Annotated in this window: 12 protein-coding genes and 2 tRNA genes; 3 read left to right on the top strand and 11 right to left on the bottom strand. The window is 43.0% G+C overall.

The window, feature by feature from the left end; genetic code table 11:
- Positions 1 to 867, bottom strand: an 867-nt coding sequence (locus AAGA18_14685; protein ID MEM9446587.1) for a LamG domain-containing protein, incomplete at its 3' end; no start/stop codon positions are given.
- Between the two features lie 358 nt (positions 868 to 1,225).
- Positions 1,226 to 1,297 (bottom strand) — tRNA-Arg (locus AAGA18_14680).
- A gap of 127 nt (positions 1,298 to 1,424) precedes the next feature.
- Between AAGA18_14680 and AAGA18_14675 the strand changes: the two genes are divergently transcribed.
- Positions 1,425 to 2,759 carry a C39 family peptidase gene (locus AAGA18_14675; GenBank protein ID MEM9446586.1) on the top strand — a complete coding sequence of 445 codons (1,335 nt, stop codon included), beginning with the start codon at positions 1,425 to 1,427 and terminating at the stop codon, positions 2,757 to 2,759.
- Positions 2,760 to 2,946: 187 nt separating this feature from the next.
- Here AAGA18_14675 and AAGA18_14670 read toward each other — a convergent pair whose 3' ends face one another.
- Positions 2,947 to 3,393 carry a hypothetical protein gene (locus AAGA18_14670; GenBank protein MEM9446585.1) on the bottom strand — a complete coding sequence of 149 codons (447 nt, stop codon included), beginning with the start codon at positions 3,391 to 3,393 and terminating at the stop codon, positions 2,947 to 2,949.
- A 34-nt stretch (positions 3,394 to 3,427) separates the two neighbouring features.
- Complete coding sequence (locus AAGA18_14665; GenBank protein MEM9446584.1) at positions 3,428 to 4,363, bottom strand: hypothetical protein; 936 nt, start codon at positions 4,361 to 4,363, stop codon at positions 3,428 to 3,430.
- A 539-nt stretch (positions 4,364 to 4,902) separates the two neighbouring features.
- Between AAGA18_14665 and AAGA18_14660 the strand changes: the two genes are divergently transcribed.
- Positions 4,903 to 5,910 carry a metal-dependent hydrolase gene (locus tag AAGA18_14660; GenBank protein MEM9446583.1) on the top strand — a complete coding sequence of 336 codons (1,008 nt, stop codon included), beginning with the start codon at positions 4,903 to 4,905 and terminating at the stop codon, positions 5,908 to 5,910.
- Between the two features lie 7 nt (positions 5,911 to 5,917).
- Here AAGA18_14660 and AAGA18_14655 read toward each other — a convergent pair whose 3' ends face one another.
- The gene (locus AAGA18_14655; GenBank protein ID MEM9446582.1) at positions 5,918 to 6,463 is read right to left on the bottom strand and encodes a hypothetical protein; all 546 of its coding nucleotides are present in this window, start codon (positions 6,461 to 6,463) and stop codon (positions 5,918 to 5,920) included.
- Between the two features lie 267 nt (positions 6,464 to 6,730).
- Between AAGA18_14655 and AAGA18_14650 the strand changes: the two genes are divergently transcribed.
- Positions 6,731 to 6,815: transfer RNA gene (locus AAGA18_14650), tRNA-Ser, on the top strand.
- 168 nt (positions 6,816 to 6,983) lie between these two features.
- Here the strand turns inward: AAGA18_14650 and AAGA18_14645 are convergent.
- The 6 genes from AAGA18_14645 to AAGA18_14620 all read right to left on the bottom strand — a co-directional run.
- A complete protein-coding gene (locus tag AAGA18_14645; protein MEM9446581.1) occupies positions 6,984 to 7,262 on the bottom strand; it encodes a hypothetical protein in 279 nt (92 codons plus the stop codon).
- Positions 7,263 to 8,300: 1,038 nt separating this feature from the next.
- Positions 8,301 to 8,933, bottom strand: coding sequence for a hypothetical protein (locus tag AAGA18_14640; GenBank protein MEM9446580.1), 633 nt, complete (start codon positions 8,931 to 8,933; stop codon positions 8,301 to 8,303).
- Positions 8,934 to 9,267: 334 nt separating this feature from the next.
- Positions 9,268 to 9,951 carry a hypothetical protein gene (locus AAGA18_14635; protein MEM9446579.1) on the bottom strand — a complete coding sequence of 228 codons (684 nt, stop codon included), beginning with the start codon at positions 9,949 to 9,951 and terminating at the stop codon, positions 9,268 to 9,270.
- A 12-nt stretch (positions 9,952 to 9,963) separates the two neighbouring features.
- Positions 9,964 to 16,083: an RHS repeat-associated core domain-containing protein gene (locus tag AAGA18_14630; GenBank protein MEM9446578.1), complete on the bottom strand. Its 6,120-nt coding sequence runs from the start codon at positions 16,081 to 16,083 to the stop codon at positions 9,964 to 9,966.
- A gap of 32 nt (positions 16,084 to 16,115) precedes the next feature.
- Positions 16,116 to 16,877, bottom strand: coding sequence for a hypothetical protein (locus AAGA18_14625; GenBank protein ID MEM9446577.1), 762 nt, complete (start codon positions 16,875 to 16,877; stop codon positions 16,116 to 16,118).
- Positions 16,878 to 16,901: 24 nt separating this feature from the next.
- Positions 16,902 to 17,372: hypothetical protein (locus AAGA18_14620; protein MEM9446576.1), on the bottom strand; the 471-nt coding region annotated here is incomplete at its 5' end.

Genomic DNA, 17,372 nt, shown 5'->3' with positions numbered 1-17,372 from the left:
ATTGAGGTTATTCAACCCATCCAAATCATAGTCATCAGCAGGCCCCTGACTGAGATCCAGCAAGTATTGATACTCCCATAGGTCATCCAGACCGTCTTCATCAGCATCCAGCCCATCGGCTAGTTTCTGATCATAAAGGGCTTGCACTTCGGTCTGAGTCAGCCCCATGTTATAGATCCGGAAGTCGTCAAGACTGCCATTGAAATAATCAGTCGGGCTTTTGCTTCCATCATAGACATCTGCCTCAGACCCCACCCCGATAAACCCATAGCGCGTGGAGCCTGTTCCAAAGGTCGTGCCGGCAACCGTTTTGGAATTGTTTAAAACTCCATCGATGTAAAGACTCAACACGCCATTATCGAAAACCGTGACGATATGATGCCATAACCCATTATCGATGCGGGTGGTTCCCCCAAGACTCTCAACAGCCCCCGAAGTGGTGGCTACGGTAAAGCCCACATCCCCTTGACCGGCACTTGGCCCATTGATTTCCACTCGCCAGTACTCCTCTCGGTCAAAAGAGGCAATCACTTGATTGCTTTTGTCGGTGGTCTTCAACCAGAAGCTCACGGAAAAGGTAGCATAGTTAGTCCCTTGATAGAAAAGGTTGCTAATAGCCACATAGTCATTGCTTCCATCGAACAAGAGGCCTCCGCTACTTGGATGCTTGCCAAAGGAAAAAGCTGCTCCTCCCATGAGGTGCCCGGTGTGTCCGTTTCCAGTTAAATCGCTGGTGGTTAACCCGGTGCCTTCCTCAAATTCATACTGCAGGACTTGTGCGGATGTTGGGGCTACAAAGATGGTTAATGCTAGTAGGAGTAGGCACGTTGTTAGGCTTAAACCCCTTTCTCTTTTTGTTCTCATCATTTTATTAGTTTTTGTGGTTATAATTTAGTTTGTTACATACAGGTGATTATATGCTCTTATGGCGAATATAAATTGTGAAGCATACATAATCATTTTGTCAACTGACAAGTGGCATTTTTTAGGCAAATAAAATATTTTGAGGTATTTAGTAATATTTAAATAAATATCTAATATATTGGCTACTAACTACTTAGATAGATTATTACGCTTTATAACTCATTTTAGTTAATCATAAATTAACTATTAGAAACTTGAAAATCGTAGCAAGATATTTATATATGACTCAAATCAAGATTTCATTGAATGGCTCTTAATTCAGACCTGAATTTTTTGATGAAGGGTCTCTATATAGATTATTTATCCCCAGCGGGAATCGAACCTGCATCTATCCTTTAGGAGAGGATTGCTCTATCCGTTGAGCTATGGGGACACTTATAAAATCTAAACTATACAGAAGCCCAACCAAGATTCTAGACTTTTCATTCGATTCAGTATGAGGAACTCTTGAGATAGTTAGTCAAAATACAAACTGGTATCTTGTTCAGAGTGAGCCTATAATGTCGATATTAGGACTGTCTATGCTGGTTCGATTTTTGATAATATTCGCTTGGCTTTTTTCTATTTTGACCGGCGTCTCGAGAGCCTCCGAAATAGGTAAGGCGCTCCTCAATCCCTCCGCTTGGCAGAGTAATCGATTACCTGGAGAGTGGACGAGTGGAAATCCCCGCAATCTAAGAATAAATAAAAATGACACGATTTTTGGCATTAAACCATATGAGGCAATAGCCAAGATGGAAGGGCAAAGGGTCCAGCATGTCACTCTTGTTTACTTTGAAGAGGGACGTTACTTCACTTCAGATTTAGACGAGTCATCTGTCATCGACACGCGAGAGTTATCAAGCAAAGAAAAAGAAAAAATTAAAGAAGATGCGAAAAAAAAACAAAAACAGATCAAGGAGAGCCGAGAAAAAGAACGTAAAGCTCTACCAGGGGTGATGCGTGAAATTGAATCCAAGCTAACCCGCTATATCCGAGCTCATACGGGGAGTCCCGGCTTCCCCAAAACGACAGGCTCAGGTGCCTTGAAACGAAAAGTAACCAGCTTCAGAAAGAACCAATTCAAACTAGATTTAGAGGTGGTTCCTAATTCACTCATTCATCTCACCATAACGGACACTTCACTTAGACCAACCGCTAGTTCGATTTCAAAAGCTATGAGACAAGAAAAAAATTTGGCAAATGTTATGACGAGCCCCAATGGAGATGTCATCGTCAAGAATATCCCCACTGTAGACCAGGGCTCTAGAGGCTATTGCTGGGTAGGCTGTGTCACCATGATTTCACGTTATCATGGTCTAAACTTAGATATTGACCTAGTGGCCTCCAAGGCGGGCTACAAAGAAGGTGATGTTGAGAATGCGAATACTGAGCGCATGCTTAGGTCTGTGGGCACTGAAGGAAAACTATTTATCAAGACTATAACTCCGAGCATCTATGCCATTAAGCGCGAGATTGATAAGGGACAACCCATCATAGTCAGCCGTTATTTTACACGTGATCGAGATGCTTTCCATACGCAGTATGCCAAATCTTTCAAATCAAGTAAGGACAAGAAATTGAAAGCTCCTGAGGAACTCAATGAAAGAAGTCTCTGGCCTTCATCAAGGCTTCATGGTTCCCATGCATCAGTAATAGTCGGCTATAACCAAGCGCGAGATGAGGTCATTTTTACAGAGAGTTGGGGTAGTTCTGCGAGAGAGCGCCGCATGAGCATGAAGGAGCTCAAAGCAACCAGCAAAAATTTGCGTTCCTTTGCACCAAGTGCTGCCTTATCCATGGGTGCTAGAACTTATACGCCTCCTGCCAGTTCCTCACGTAAATTTATCTACTGACCCAACGCGTATCTGCATCATCCGGATGAGAGTAATCCAGCTCTCACACACTTCCATGCACTGTCTAGAGGGTTGTGATCCTTTGAGCTTCCAACTTTTTATCTTCACTGGGTTAGAGTCCTATTAGGAGAGAACCGCTCCGCCTATGCCTTGTTGGAAATCTAAAATCTCTCACACTCCCAAGTTTCTAAGTCTGGGGGGAGGTTCTAGAATTGTGGAGCACTTCAAAAAGGCTATCTCGATTAAAACGACCTTCAAAGGAGAGTTCCGCAGTAGCTCCCGCCATGACTAAAGGTCTTGTCAAAGAAATGATTTCTCCGTTTTTTTTCATAAAAAATTCCTGAAATCGAGGATCCTTCTCTTCTTGTAAAACCATCAAACCATAAATTCTTAAGACCACACATTGTGCATAAGTCATACTCTTGCCAGAGACAGTTTGGACAATGCGCGAGACTCGATCCATCAACGGATAAACCGTGCTGGCAATCCTATCTAAATATTCGTTATCCGGTAGTGTGACACCACACTCATTTGCCACCACTAAAGGGCGGTGCATTGCTTCCACCGATTCCATGGCAACCTGATAAATTTCATAGAAATGAGAGGGCTCCACTGAAGGAATAGTCCGCTTCAATTTCCTACCTCCAAAGAGTATTTGAGAAAAGTTATCAACTTCTTCGCATCCACTTCCACAAAGAACGATTATGAAGAATGAATGTCGCAAATAACAAAGCCAAGCCAGCAATGAGTTGCATGAAACGATCTCTCCCCCAACCTGGTGTAGGATCTAAACCAATCCAATCGGCAGATATCACCAAGACAGTTACTGAAACCCCCGAAACTGCTAAAATCACCCGCACGATAAGCATGACTGTAATCTGGACTGGTGAAAGAAGACGGAGCCCAGAATGTCTAACAAACCAAGCTTTCATCGCGCGGCTTTGCAAAATGATTGCTACAGCTGTAAAACTCAAACCCACACAGAATTGCAGTGTCCGCGCATGCCCCCAGCCTGGAGAAGTATCAATACCGATCAACTCTGCACAAGATGCCAAAAAAACCGTCGCTAGGCCGGTAAGTAATAGCGCGTATTTGGTAAATAAAAGCACAATAAACTGCAGGTGGCCCAATATCTTTTCTCCAAAGGATTTGACCACCCAACGCTGAAGAGGCTTGCTGTGCAAAAGGTAAGTAGCAGCTAAAAGGCTTAAGCCCGCAGCAAGTTGTAGTGATCGAGTCAAACCAAATCCTGGTGTAGGATCTAGCCCCAACCAATCCGCTGATAACACTACCGCAGTCACAGAAATTCCGGCTACAGCTAAGGTTACTTGAGCCAGCAGAAGGAGAATAATACTCATCGAAGACATTGCCCGAAAAGCGAAACTACGCATGAGCCACACCTGTAATGGCTTGATAAAAAGGACCGCAGAAACGATCAGCATATTGAGACCTATAAGAAGATTAACCACCCTCTGAACTTCCCATTCCCTGGCCTCGCCCTTACCGACATACTCTGGAAATAGCACAATCAAACAGATCGCCAGACCAACAATTCCAAGGGAAATCCTAGTGATTAAAAAAGTGATGTTTGTTAACTGTGCCATTTTATCCGTACTCCCCGCAAACAACTAACTGTTATAGTGAGATCTGATATTACATCAAGCCGATTACCAATCCGCAAGTGTTTAACCCGGATGATATAATAGAAATTGAACGAAATGCCTAAAAGCTTGAGCCACAAGGAAAACAGACTCGACCAAGATGTATGCCATCACATGGCCTGTGCGTAGCTTTTCAGTAACAAGAAAAAGCGAAACTATCAAGCGCATGCAGCACCAGTCCTGATAGATTGGCAGCATGGGTCTCCCTAGATGATACTCCTGGCAGACTTTTAGTCATCAACGGTGGTAGTATTTAAGCTTATTTGGCAATGAAAATGAATAACCGCGCCTATAGTTACAGACAATACCAGTAGAACAAAACCCTATAAACAATACTCAGCCTTAAATCACTATGTCATGCTACCTTGCTTGATTGTAATTAACTCATTCATGATTTTCTCAAGAAAAATGCCATGCGCAGAACCTAGTCATATCCTAAAAAGATTTTTGAAAGCCTCTGTTTTAAGGATAAACTCTAATCAATGGATATTGTTACTCAGGGAGTATTAGGAGCCACAGTGGCTCAAGCCTCCTCCCAAAAAAAACATATCCGTATGGCGAGTATCATTGGCCTTATTGCTGGTCTTTTAGCCGATGCCGACATCTTCATTCGTTCATCTGAAGATCCTTTACTTACACTAGAATATCATAGGCATTTTACCCATTCCATCTTCTTCATTCCCATCGGCGCTCTCATAGCTTTTATTTTACTCTACCCATTTTTTAGAAAGCGCTTACCCATCAAGACTTTATATTTCTATTGCTTCATGGGATATCTTTTCAGTGGATTTATTGATGCATGCACCAGCTACGGCACTCAACTCCTATGGCCTCTATTAGATCAGAGAATCGCTTGGTGCATTATTGCCATTGTTGATCCTATTTTCACCGCCAGCTTAATCATCACCTTAATCATCGGCTTTAAGAACCTCAATACCAACTATTGTCGTGCAGGTTTAATCTTTGCTGGCTTCTATTTATTACTTGGTTTGTGGCAATTAAATCGTGCTGAAAATACCATTGAGCATTTGGCTGCGGAGCGCTCTCACACAATAGAAAGGATGATTGTCAAACCAACTGTAGGAAACATTCTATTATGGAGATCTATTTATTTGTTTGATGAGCAGTTTTATATCGATGCTGTACGGACTGGTTTTAAAAATCAAATTTTTCAGGGGACTTCGGTAGAAAAAGTTGATATCAACAAATCATTCCCCAAACTGGACAAGGCTTCTGTTCTCTATCATGATATCAAGCGATTTCGAAAATTCTCAGATGGCTACTTAGGATTCCATCCAGAAAAATCTAATGTTATAGGAGACTTACGCTATTCCATGAGCCCAGCTGGCGAGATCCCTTTGTGGGGGATTGAAATGAACCTCCAAAATCCCTATGAACATGTCACCTATGAATTCTACCGCATGTCTGGCAAAGAAAGTAGAAAGGAATTTTTTCAAATGCTATTTCATCCGAGTTCTCTAGAATATTGAAAAGACGTTAGTCATCCAAATGATGTTGCCAGATATTCAAATAGACCTCTTTAAATGGCAACCAGATATCTTGCTTAAGATCGGGCTCATTACTCCTCACTATATTCATTGATACCTGTAAGTTCTTGAGAGCTGAATCAAACTGACTCTTGCTACAATCGTGATCAGAAAGAATTTGTTTTCGCAAACTCGTGGTATCTCTAGGTTCCAGACGAATCTTTTCATAAATGCTTTGTTGAAGTTCGGGAAGATGGTCTATTGCCTCATGGGATTGGATGAAATGAACATCTCGCAAATAAGTCATCTCCATGAGGACAGCCAGGCCACCCTTTATCTTGCCATAGAAAATTTCGTCTGGATACGTGGCGGGCAGCTTATTTTTCCAGCTCCACACCGCATTCACTTTCTGACCCCATCCTTTTTCACCGGGCTGCTTTTCCGGTAAATCCACACGCTCCCAAAGCGAAGGATGTTTGCATTTATCACTACCGAATATTGTGCAGACCTTCACCTCTTTCACAAATTGGTATGCCTCTTCCATGGTCTTGATCATCTTTTTACCTTGCAATGATTATGCCAGAGCGAAAACAACTCATAAAGCATTTGAATTATTCTGTGACTCTAGCATGATATTAACACTTTTACAGGACAGGTGACAGAACGCCATTCGCGTAAGTGAACTTCTTCATTCACACCAGAGGTGCTAACTGCGTAGCCTAGTGGAGACAGGGAGGCACTGGACGATGTAATCAGCCACCAAGGAACACAATAAAGCATTTGAATAATTCTATGACTCTAGCATGATATTAACACTTTTATAGGACAGGTGACAGAGTGGCCGATTGTGCTCGCCTGGAAAGCGGGTGTACCTCACGGTACCGCGGGTTCGAATCCCGCCCTGTCCGATTTTTCGAAGAAAAGAGGACAGGGAAGTTTTCATTGCGCGGAGCGCGATACCGGCTAGATCGGGGAGTGTGGAGCAGGGCGGGATGAGAACTTTAGTTCGACTGCCATTCGCGTTAGCGAACCAGTGTCATCGGTCGCGACGACCAACTAGCAGAGCGTGTGAGGGGTCAGACCTTGTTATTGCTAACTCTTTTATTGTATAGCAAATAATTTACATAATTCCTGGAACCCATATGAACAAGAGTCGCTACTTGATTTATAGTAATGGTAGTCTCACGCCTTAACCTTTCTGCTATATGAATTTTTTGCTTACAGCCTTTAGGCTCCTTCTCAATCCTTCTGCTAGTCCAACCCAACTTTTTAAGTTCTTCCTTAAGAATTCTTTTCCTTTTAAAGAGTTCTTTCTCTTGCTTGACCGGTCCACATATATTTACTTGCGAACGCATCTCATCGTAGCGCTCTAGACTTCGTTCCCCAAAATCTTCACCACCATACTGCCAGCCACGTGAGATCCGCTTCTCATCATCTAAAGCTTTGCCCCTATAACTCTCTCATTCCGGTAACCAGATTGGCTTTCGGTGTTTCGATGACTGCATGGAAATGATTATCCATCAAGCAATAAGCATGAACGAGCCAACCACACTTCCCACAGGATTCTCCTCATGTTTTAAGAAAATTCTCTCTATCCTCATCATTCCAATAAATGGCTTCTCCTCGATCCCCTCAACTCATTACATGATAAATAGCTCCTTCATACTCTATTCGAGCTTGTCTAGGGATATCGTTACCCTAGAAATGATGATCTAGTTGTCAATAGCAAGGTCTGACCCCTTTTTTGGGTTTGATTTTCAATTTTTGCGATAATATCTCTACTGATGTTGCATCCAAAACGTTGGCCTTTAGCTGCTATTTATTCTTAAATTTATCAAGAAAGTTATATTCCGCACCCTGCGCAGGGAAGTATTGGTTGTAGCCGGTTGTATTATCATCAATACAATCTTCTAAAACCTGCAGAGAATTGGATTTATGATCCTTCCCAAACAGATTTCTTATATATTCCTTAATACTTTTATTTTCGAGGGCTTCAATAACATTAACAGCCCTTCGCTTTAAGAAAACATCTTCATTGATAATCGAAATGTGAGGAGTCAGGCCTTGTTATTGCTAAATCTTTTATTGTATAGCAAATAGATTACATAATTCCTGGAACCCATATGAACATGAACGAGCCAACTACACTTCCCACATGATTCTCCTAATGTTTTAAGAAAATTCTCTCTATCCTCATCATTCCAATAAATGGCTTCTCGTCGATCCCCTCAACTCATTACATGATAAATAGCTCCTTCATACTCTATTCGAGGTTGTCTAGGCATATAGTCACCCTGGAAATGCTGGTATAGTTGTCAATAACAAGGTCTGACCCCTTTTTTATGCGCTATAAAAGAGATTGATGACGTTGCCGTTGGCATCAAAGAAGCATGTCAATTTTCTGTCCGACTCTTTAACTCTTCTTGTAGCTTATGGATAGTTTCTTCAAAATCTTTTTTGAATCTTTGATCCGATTCATTTTCAACTTTCATCTTCATTAAAGATGTTTCAAATTGATCAATCACTTCAGAGGTAAGATTTCTCTGAGCTATTTTATAGGCTGATTTTAATGCCTCTTTTCGTAAGATAGCATCTGTTGTTGAAGAGATATATGTTGGTTTAGATGAGCTTATTTTGAGTAACAGTTTAAGACTATCATTAGCAATTTCTTTATTATTAATTTGACCAAGGATACTCGCCACTTCCCAAGTTAGACTATTTTCTTTTCGCTCGGAAAGCATAGCTTCTAAATCAGGATATAATTGGTGTATAGCTTCTGGTCCAAGATTTGATATTCCTTCAACACAAACTACTTGAACACCCATATCCCTATGATTTAAGCCCTTTTTGAAGACTGCTATATAATTTGGGTAATACTTTGAAAGTTTTTCTTGTGCTAAAGTCCTAAAGCCTGTGTATCCATAATAAACATCCCAATAGTTGCTACTATGAATCATACGCTCAAGTTTCTGCCACTGCTTCATGTCCTGCGGGTTCGCACGAATAGCATTCTCTATTTCTTCCATTTTAGGAATATACTTATTCTCGAAGGAACAGGCGCTAAGACTAAGCAAGCAAGCGGTTATGAAAAAAATTAGGTGCTTCATTGCTATTGGGTTCGAGGTCCTTCAATAATCGCTTTTTCGTTTTTCTTCCATTGTGCGCCAATATTCGATAGATAATCCATCCAGGCATTGTGCTGGGTATCGCCAAATAGAAAGTCTAGGCTTACTCTGGTCAGGTGATTAACACCGCCAAGGCTTTGTCATTTCTTCCGCTATCCTCCCTCTACCCAGGTCAGTTGATGAACAACTTCCCAAAACCTTTTCTAAGCGGGGGTTTTGCGAAAAGTTGTTATATTTATACAGATCGTTGAGGCAGCTTTTTTTGCAAACCTAAAACAAATAAGGTAGCCATATACGAGCAAATACCAATAATTATAAATAATGCCCAATGATGATCTTCTGCTAGTGACGTTTGTAAAAATACGGTTCCCGATATCACTAGTAACAATGCTCCGTATATGATCTCAAAACGTAATGTAGAAAATATATCCAAACTTTTGATATTGCTCATACTGATAAAAAATAGTGCTGCTATGACTAAGACGACTATGAATGGAGTGATCTGGTCTTTGATGTCATGAGTAACAAGCCCAACCAGCAAATTAACACAAGCATATATACCGTACGAGAATCCTAGAAGTATTATAGAAATAAGGGGGACAATTAGTAATGAGCTAGCAATCAATGCCCATGATTTCAACTTAGAATTAATTAATTTCAAAAGACCTACTATCTGTCTGCTTAGAACAGCTAAAGTAATCCCGAAAACCGCAATCAATACAATTGAAATAGCTTCGCTTTTTTGATAGCTAGAAGAGTAGACTGTCCCATCCTGTTTGCCATAAAATGTTGTAGTGTCGGTTATTTCTTGCCCAACATTTCCGATCATTTCAAGCAAGAACATGAAAGGATAAGCCATCAAAAACAAAGCCTCACAGAGCACCAAAGACTTAAAAATTATCTTGATCTGTTGCTTCATCAAAAATAGCGGCTAGTTGTTAGAAGCTCTGAATTTAAAATCCTTAAATACTTTAGTATCATCATCAGGCGGTGCTAGTGCCCTGAGTGTTGTTTGCCTAAAGCTATATACGGACTTACCATCAAATAAGATCAAATAAGAAGGGTATCCATCATGACCGCCACTTAGAGTAACCTCAAATTTGGCAATATCGATTAAAAAATTAAAATCATAGTCGATGATTTCATTCCTTCTAGGAGCTCCACCAATAGTAAATGGAAAACCTCTTAAAACAGTCTCTGCTGTACCGCTCATCTCCAATTTAAATACACAAGGATTGGATAGAAACTTATCAAATTTTGCTGTTAAGCTACCACTTCCAGTGCCTGGAATCCCAAAAGTGTTAAAGATTTTTGGGCTATCACGAGTAATCTTAGATTTTGTAGTATCTATTGTCACACTGTGCCTTGATTTTATACCAGAAGCTGTGTCTGGTGGCTTGATCTCAGTTTCTATCATGACATCAATAATATATAAACCTAAAAGATCAACATCATTGACTGGACTATTATCTACAAATAAATACGGCTGTGATTCTGCTTTTTCTATCAGTCTGCTTAGATCGCCATTAGAATCAAATTCAACCTGATCTTGAGTTAACGACATATATACAAACATGCGATCCCCTAAAGGATCTCTATTCAACCACCTTCCTAAATCAGCGGAGTAGTAGCGGTAGCCGTAGTAGTTGAGTTGGGTTTCATCATCCTGATATTTCGAGCTGAATCTAAATGGATTGATTTGTGCTGCAGGACCTGTCGCTCGGAGGACTTGCCCGAAGGGTGAGTACTCGTAGGTCGCGGCTACTGACCCATCAGCACTATCGAAGAGATTGATGACGTTGCCGTTGGCATCTGAGAGGGTGTAATAGGTTTTGCCAGCCAGGTGGTCTGTCACTGCGAGTAATCCTCCGACACCACCAGCTCCTTGTGCAGTGCCGGATAAATCTGTGCCCCAGAGGTAGCTCTTGAGCAAAGTATCTGAGCCATCAAGCTCGGCGACCATATTCCATCCATCGTAGAGGAATTTGCGAGTGCGGTCTAAAACATAGCTACTTCCATCATGGTTGAAGACTTTCTTTTGAATGCGTCGGCCCAGGTAATCATAGACAAACTCCAACTTCTTTTTTACCAGCGTCGGCATGGCAGCATTAGATTCAACGGCTATGAGCCTATTCTCGGCATTCCAGGTATAAGTCCAAAGCCCATCAAATGTGAGGTTACCATCGTCATCATAATTAAAGCCTTGAGGTGATCTGGGAGTGATGACCGAGCCATCGTCGCTGGCAACAAGGGTTTCGCCATTTCCACCGGCAGCAGGAAGCTTGGCCTTGATGGAAATGTCTGTTTCTCTAAAGAGTAAGGCCGTTTCCGGATCTAGCTCTAGAGGCCAGGAGAAGTATGCTCCATCTGGTCCCATTCTATCGGCTAGGTTTCCGTTGATGGTGACATAAGCAGCGCTGTCGGCAGTGCCGGTGATCCATTTGAAGTTGGAGACTTCACGGTCAACATGCTGATTGAGTTGGTTAGCGGTGTAATCAAATGGGCCCGAGTTTGGTTGAGCGGATTGATCTTCAAAGGTCAATCGGTTTCCAATGTGGTCGTAGGTGTAGGAAAAATTTCTACCAGGCATGAACTCATCATTGGAAAAATGCTGGCTGGCAGACACCACTTCGTTGCGGTCATTATAAAAGTAATCCCAATAGGTTCCGTCTTGGCGATTTGTGGTGATCCGTCGATTGAGCGCGTCCAAGTCATTTGTTAGGGATAATGTGCCGCTGTTCACACTAAAGGACGACATTCTGCTTATGGTATCGAAGGTCTTGGTTTTGGTGAGAACATCGCTTGATCCATTGTTGGATGTCATGGTCTTGATCAGATTGCTTTCCGGTTCATAACCATAGGTCACGAGGTTTGCATCCTGAGCGAAGCTGCTTAGCCTTCCCGTAGAGGCGTTGTAGGTCATGGATTGGGAGATAGAACTTGTTGGAATGGCAAAGTTGTTTCTTCTGCCCCATGCATCATAACCAGGATTGAGTGTTGTTCCGCTAAGCACACCGGAACCCGAGATGATCGTTTGTTCTAAGCCTCCGTCAAAGGCATGAGTCAAGGTATGGGTTCCCGCATCATCTTGCACTGTGGCCAAACGCCCGGCCCGGTCATAGGTGCGAATGATGTCGGTTGTTCCATCAGAATAAGTGGTATCCTCTAGCTGACCGGCTCCGTTGTAGGAATAGGAGGTAGTCAGGCCACTATCACGCTCCCATACTCTTGTTTGTAAGAGGCTTGAATCATAATAGGTGTAGGAGGTTCCCTTGTTATCAGCATATATTTTGGAAGTCAAAAGTCCGGTGGAGGGTTGATAATTCCAGGTCGTGATGTCTCCCGGTGAGCTAAAAGCAGAAGGTAGGCTTGCACTATTCCAGCCGGTGCCAGCTCGGTAAGTCTCCAAGGTGGTTTGGTCACCATAGCCATTGTAGCCATATTTTTTGGGATAGGTGGCGGAACCCCACTGGTGAGTGAGGCGGTTGAGGTCATCATATTGGAAACGGGTTTCATTGAGAACCACATCATCGAGAGGTCTGATATTCTGCTGCAGCTTAATCTGCCCGGCTCCCAACTCACCATCCATATAATATTCATATCTCACCTTATTGTGGGTAGGACCAGGAGAGCTAGGGTTTGTAGAGGTGATCATGGTTTGTATTTGACCTTTCAGTCCTCCACTGGCCGAAGTGGTGTAATAGGAATACGTTGTCTTCACACCTCTTGGATCGGTGAGAGTATCCAGACGGTCCAGGTCATCGTAGGTGTAAAGGGTGATAGCATTTTCTCCTGCTGGAATCGATGGATTTGTTGAGCTGGCAAGCTGCCCATTGCTATAGACATCCACCTGATCGCTCGAAGAGTCAGGAACATCTGTGGTAGAAGTCACCACCCCAGGGGTGGTTAGCATACGGGTCATGGTAGTAGTGGTGGCGTTGTTGTTGTCAATGTCCTGGATGAAAATGGATTTATTTAGTAAGCCCCCAATTTGCAAACCGGATACTTGCTCTTTACTGATTGTTTTGTGGATGTCTGTAATTCCATCATCACTAAGGTAACGGCTGGTCGTGATCTGACGGAACCACGTATTTGATTCTTTGACGAACCGTTGCTCGGTTTCAGTGAGGCGGTCTGTGGAAGCCAGTGTGAGGACATCATCATCACCGGCCAAATCTAATCCCTGTTTACTTTGTCGCGCCAATGGATCGTATTCATAAAGGATGTCGGCTAAGCCTGTTCTCTCTTGTCTTTCGAGCAAACCAGTTATGGCGTTGTAAACATAGTTTGTCGTCTGCTCCCCACCGGAAAAAGCTGGCTGGCTTTGGGACTCTATTCGACCAAGCCAGTCGTAAGTGGTCCTAGTCCAACGAGGGGAAGTAGGATCGCTACTGCCAATGTAATGTGTGGTGGAAAGATTTCCATTGGGTTCTACTTGGTAATCGTAGAATTCGGGAATCACACCGGTTCCAGTAATGGATTTGATTTGCCCATCGAGGTGGTATTCCGTTATTTGAGTTTTGCCATTGGGCCTGGTGATGGTTTCCACCCGATTACCGCTTGGTCCTGTGCTGTATTGATAGGTAGTCACTAATCCACTGGCATCGGTCCGAGAGGCGACTTCACCGCTAGGGTAATAAGTGGTTTGTGAGGAGAGAGACAAAGAGCCTCCCTGAGTGGTTGATGTTTCCAGCCTTCCCAAAACATCATAGCCATAAGTGGTGACCATCGTTCCATTGACCGACGGCCGTGTCTCTGTCTCCGGGCGTCCATAGCCATCATAGGTGTAGGTGGTCGTATGGCCTTCACGATCTGTAGAGGCAACCAGATCTCCCTTATCATAAATCTGGGTTGAGACAACCACTCCGTTGACCAAGGTCTGCTCACGCCTCGCTTTGCCTCCCAGCATAGGCGAAAAGGACTTGCTGACTTCATTCCAATCCCCCTCTTCCTCGCTAGAAGTAGTGGTTTCTATTACCTCAGTTCCTCCTGATCCATAGATTAGTTGTTCACTGAGGCCCGCTTCTTCATCCACAAAGATAGAGCGCTGCCAGGTGCTTTGGTCAGCGATTCCATCAGGCGAGCTAACCGTTCCATTCTTGGTTAATTTACGCAGGTCCGGACCTCGATTCCATGAAGATGTGCCAGGAGGGTCGGCCACAAACTCCCCCGTCCCGGCATTCCAAGTTCCAGTCTCATATTCATAACTGGTGCGTGTGCCCTCTGGATCATCAACATGTAGCGTTCTGCGCGATGACACATTTTCTTGCAATGTAAAAGTCGTCAGAAAACTCCCATCTGAGAAGTACTCTTTTTCCGTGGTTTGATAGTTTGGTGAAACAAAAAGGCTGCTTCGATCACTTTGTTTGGTTTTAATTCCTTCAATATAGGTTTCTGTGATCCGGGTTTCAGTGCCGCTGTCGTAACTGCTTACTTCTTTTATACAATTGCTGCCATTGACCAGATCAGCATTGAGAAGCGTTGTATCCTTCCAGGGAGTGGATGTTGCCATAAGCTCACCAGTGCTATCGTATTGATAAGCTTCCCAAGTGCCATCGGAGTTCTCCACACTTAGTAGCTGACCGAAAGCAGGGCTGAGTGTGTCATCCTCATAGGTCCAGGTCGTGATAAGATTGGCTCCCAGAGGGTCTTCTATTTCCTGAGTAATGACCCAGCCTATTTCGCTACTGTGGTATTGATAGGTTGTTTGTGTTTCGGCTACCAGCGTGGTGCTGTTGCGGTTATCGTAGATCCTAATGATTTTGGTGTATGCTTCGTCATCTACATATCTCCAAAAGAATTCCTCGGTTTTATCTCCATTTTGAGTCACACTGCGCCAACCTTCATCTGTGGGTGTATCTACATTTTCATAGGTTGTCACATCTGTCGTTTGCTCAGAGGTGTTAGGTTGATCAATGCGAGTGACTTGAAGTTGTACTGTAGAGCCGGATCCTATTTGATCATACCTCCATACTGCTAAAGGCGAATCTGATGGATTATAAGGCGTTGGATAAAAGATCATTTCAAAGCTTCCTGTTGATAAGGTGCTGCCCTGCCAATCACTTTCCCCAAGAAGGCCTTCTCTTACCTCTACATGGGTATCAAGCGTGGTGAGATTTTGTATGGCTGTTACTCCAGTTGCAATCGTTCTGGTATTAACAGTCACGGCATCATTGACCAGATCATAGGAAACAATACCGGAGTGAAAGGTAGATTCTGAAGCCATAGAAGAATCACTTAATTGCCTCATACTGGTGGATAGAGAGCCGGCGGATGTGGTGGAATCCAATGATCCTAAGGAAAAAGAATGACGATTGAAAACACTTGGAGGCGTTACTCCTCCCGGCTCGCCCGCACCTCCACTTGGAGCACCGGATGCATAAGAGCCCGAAGAACCACCACTGGCATTAGAACCTGGCTCATCCCCCTCGTCTTCATCCTTAGTAATCACTTTTAGCGTAAAGGAATCCAGTGAACCACCATTCGGATACTCTTGCTGATCTAGAATAACATAAGTATCACTCAAATAGTTCTCAACCAAACGAATATCAATCGAGTTGTCAGGCCCTAAATCAATATTAGTATTGTAGTTATTGGCCTCATTTAGCTCAACAACGGTTCCGTCTATTTCAAACTTAAGGAAGCAAGGGGCAAAAAATAAGGTCTTAAAAGCATATTCTGCGTATTCGCCCACTCCTGTAACACCGTTAAAACTTACTTCGATTTCCTCATCAACCGGAATCTGGACTTTTAGTTGACCAGGCACTTCCGGCTGAATGTCTCCGTCCGTCTGCCATTCATAGAAAAACCTATTTGCGCCAGGAGATTGCTCCTCTGCAAATACCGGAGCCAACTCGGAATCCCCGACTTTCAGTTTAACATCTTCTAAGAATAATTGGTCTTGCTGGGATGCTTCATTATAAAAAGCAGAAATCTCTACAGAAATTTTATCATCTTCACAGGCACATTCTTGAGCAAAGGCATGAGGACCTTCATACCACAGGATGGCAACTAAACTCCAACATACTAAAAAGTATTTAAAAACATTCATATTCTCTCCCATGATTCCTAGGTTTTTATAAATTAATGAATTGGCGTGTATAATTCGTAATGTGCTAGATTGCTTGTATCATTGATCTCGGTGGCGAAATCTCCTGCGTCATGAGGATCTGTGTTCTGAAGCATTTCATCCAGGTTACTTCGCAGGTCACCGTCAAAGTCATCCATATGGTCGGCCCTAGCATTTCCATCACTATCCCCATCAAGTGGGTCAAAACGAGGATCACTTACTTGGTAGAGCCATTCCCAGTGATCTAGCAGTTGATCTGAATCACTACTCGCTTTGGTCTTATTGGTTCCAATCAAGTATTCCTCATAATCGTTGAGTAAGTCGCCATCATTACTATCCACAAAGCCGATACCCAAAACTCCTAGAAAGGATTCTGAACTTGTTGTATCTACTTCGACACTGAAAGGAGTATTTCCGTTACCAATTATGTTTGAGAGCGGTGCAGGCAAGGACCATGTTGCTAAGTCATTGCTGACTTCAATGTTGTAGATTACACTTTCTACATCCTGTAGTTCTATCACCAATTTCAACGGAGGGAGGTTCTTCCACTTGATGACAAAGAAATCAGGATTTGCTACTTCAGGATCTAATCCATAGTCATGTTCCTCTCTAAACGAAATACCATCTCCGTCCTCGTCAAAAGTATCCGCATCGACAACACCATCATTTAGTTCGCGAACCCAGACATCCGAGTAACCATCAGCAGGATTTAGATCGAGCCCCCAATTGCTTGTCATGGTTAAGGCCCATAGAATAATTGTTAGATAATATTTCATTGTCTTGCTTCCAGAATTTAAAATTTAATTGCTTATGATGTTATATCCCTCTTGTGAAACATACTTACCTGGACTAGGAACATATGCTTCGATCAATTCTTTTTGATGGGTGATGACCTCAGCAAACCAGGAGAGAAACCGGTCATGAGGCGAAGACTTGGTGGCTTGATATTTATGTCTGACCCGCTCATAGCACCCATCATAGATCACGATGTCGGTAAGACCCTTTTTGGTGTCTTTCCACATTTGTTGGACCAGCTTCTTTTCCTCTTTGCTGAATTGAAAATAATGCTCCTCCATGAGCATTTGGTTTTCCGCACAGGTAAAGGTCATCAGCACTTTACCCTTGGCATCTTTAATCCGCCCATATTGCGGCAAAGCCGAACAGTCAATGTTGGTGATCACCCGATAGCTTTTGGGGGCCTCTTGAAAACGAATGGTGCCTCCGCTTTTCTCGATCAGATGAGGTTTTTCATACCAGTTAAGGATGGTCAT

The organism is Verrucomicrobiota bacterium, from assembly GCA_039192515.1.
Classification (GTDB): Bacteria; Verrucomicrobiota; Verrucomicrobiia; order Methylacidiphilales; family JBCCWR01; genus JBCCWR01.
The sequence above is the reverse complement of the archived record's forward strand: the minus strand, read 5'-3'. Positions and strand labels throughout refer to the sequence as shown.

What these genes read in the sequence shown, in the direction of transcription:
- AAGA18_14675 (MEM9446586.1), top strand. Translation starts at nt 1,425, where the DNA reads ATGTCGATATTAGGACTGTCTATGCTGGTTCGATTTTTGATAATATTC.
- AAGA18_14665 (MEM9446584.1), bottom strand. Translation starts at nt 4,363, where the DNA reads ATGGCACAGTTAACAAACATCACTTTTTTAATCACTAGGATTTCCCTT.
- AAGA18_14660 (MEM9446583.1), top strand. Translation starts at nt 4,903, where the DNA reads ATGGATATTGTTACTCAGGGAGTATTAGGAGCCACAGTGGCTCAAGCC.
- AAGA18_14655 (MEM9446582.1), bottom strand. Translation starts at nt 6,463, where the DNA reads ATGATCAAGACCATGGAAGAGGCATACCAATTTGTGAAAGAGGTGAAG.
- AAGA18_14645 (MEM9446581.1), bottom strand. Translation starts at nt 7,262, where the DNA reads ATGCGTTCGCAAGTAAATATATGTGGACCGGTCAAGCAAGAGAAAGAA.
- AAGA18_14640 (MEM9446580.1), bottom strand. Translation starts at nt 8,933, where the DNA reads ATGGAAGAAATAGAGAATGCTATTCGTGCGAACCCGCAGGACATGAAG.
- AAGA18_14635 (MEM9446579.1), bottom strand. Translation starts at nt 9,951, where the DNA reads ATGAAGCAACAGATCAAGATAATTTTTAAGTCTTTGGTGCTCTGTGAG.
- AAGA18_14630 (MEM9446578.1), bottom strand. Translation starts at nt 16,083, where the DNA reads ATGAATGTTTTTAAATACTTTTTAGTATGTTGGAGTTTAGTTGCCATC.
- AAGA18_14625 (MEM9446577.1), bottom strand. Translation starts at nt 16,877, where the DNA reads ATGAAATATTATCTAACAATTATTCTATGGGCCTTAACCATGACAAGC.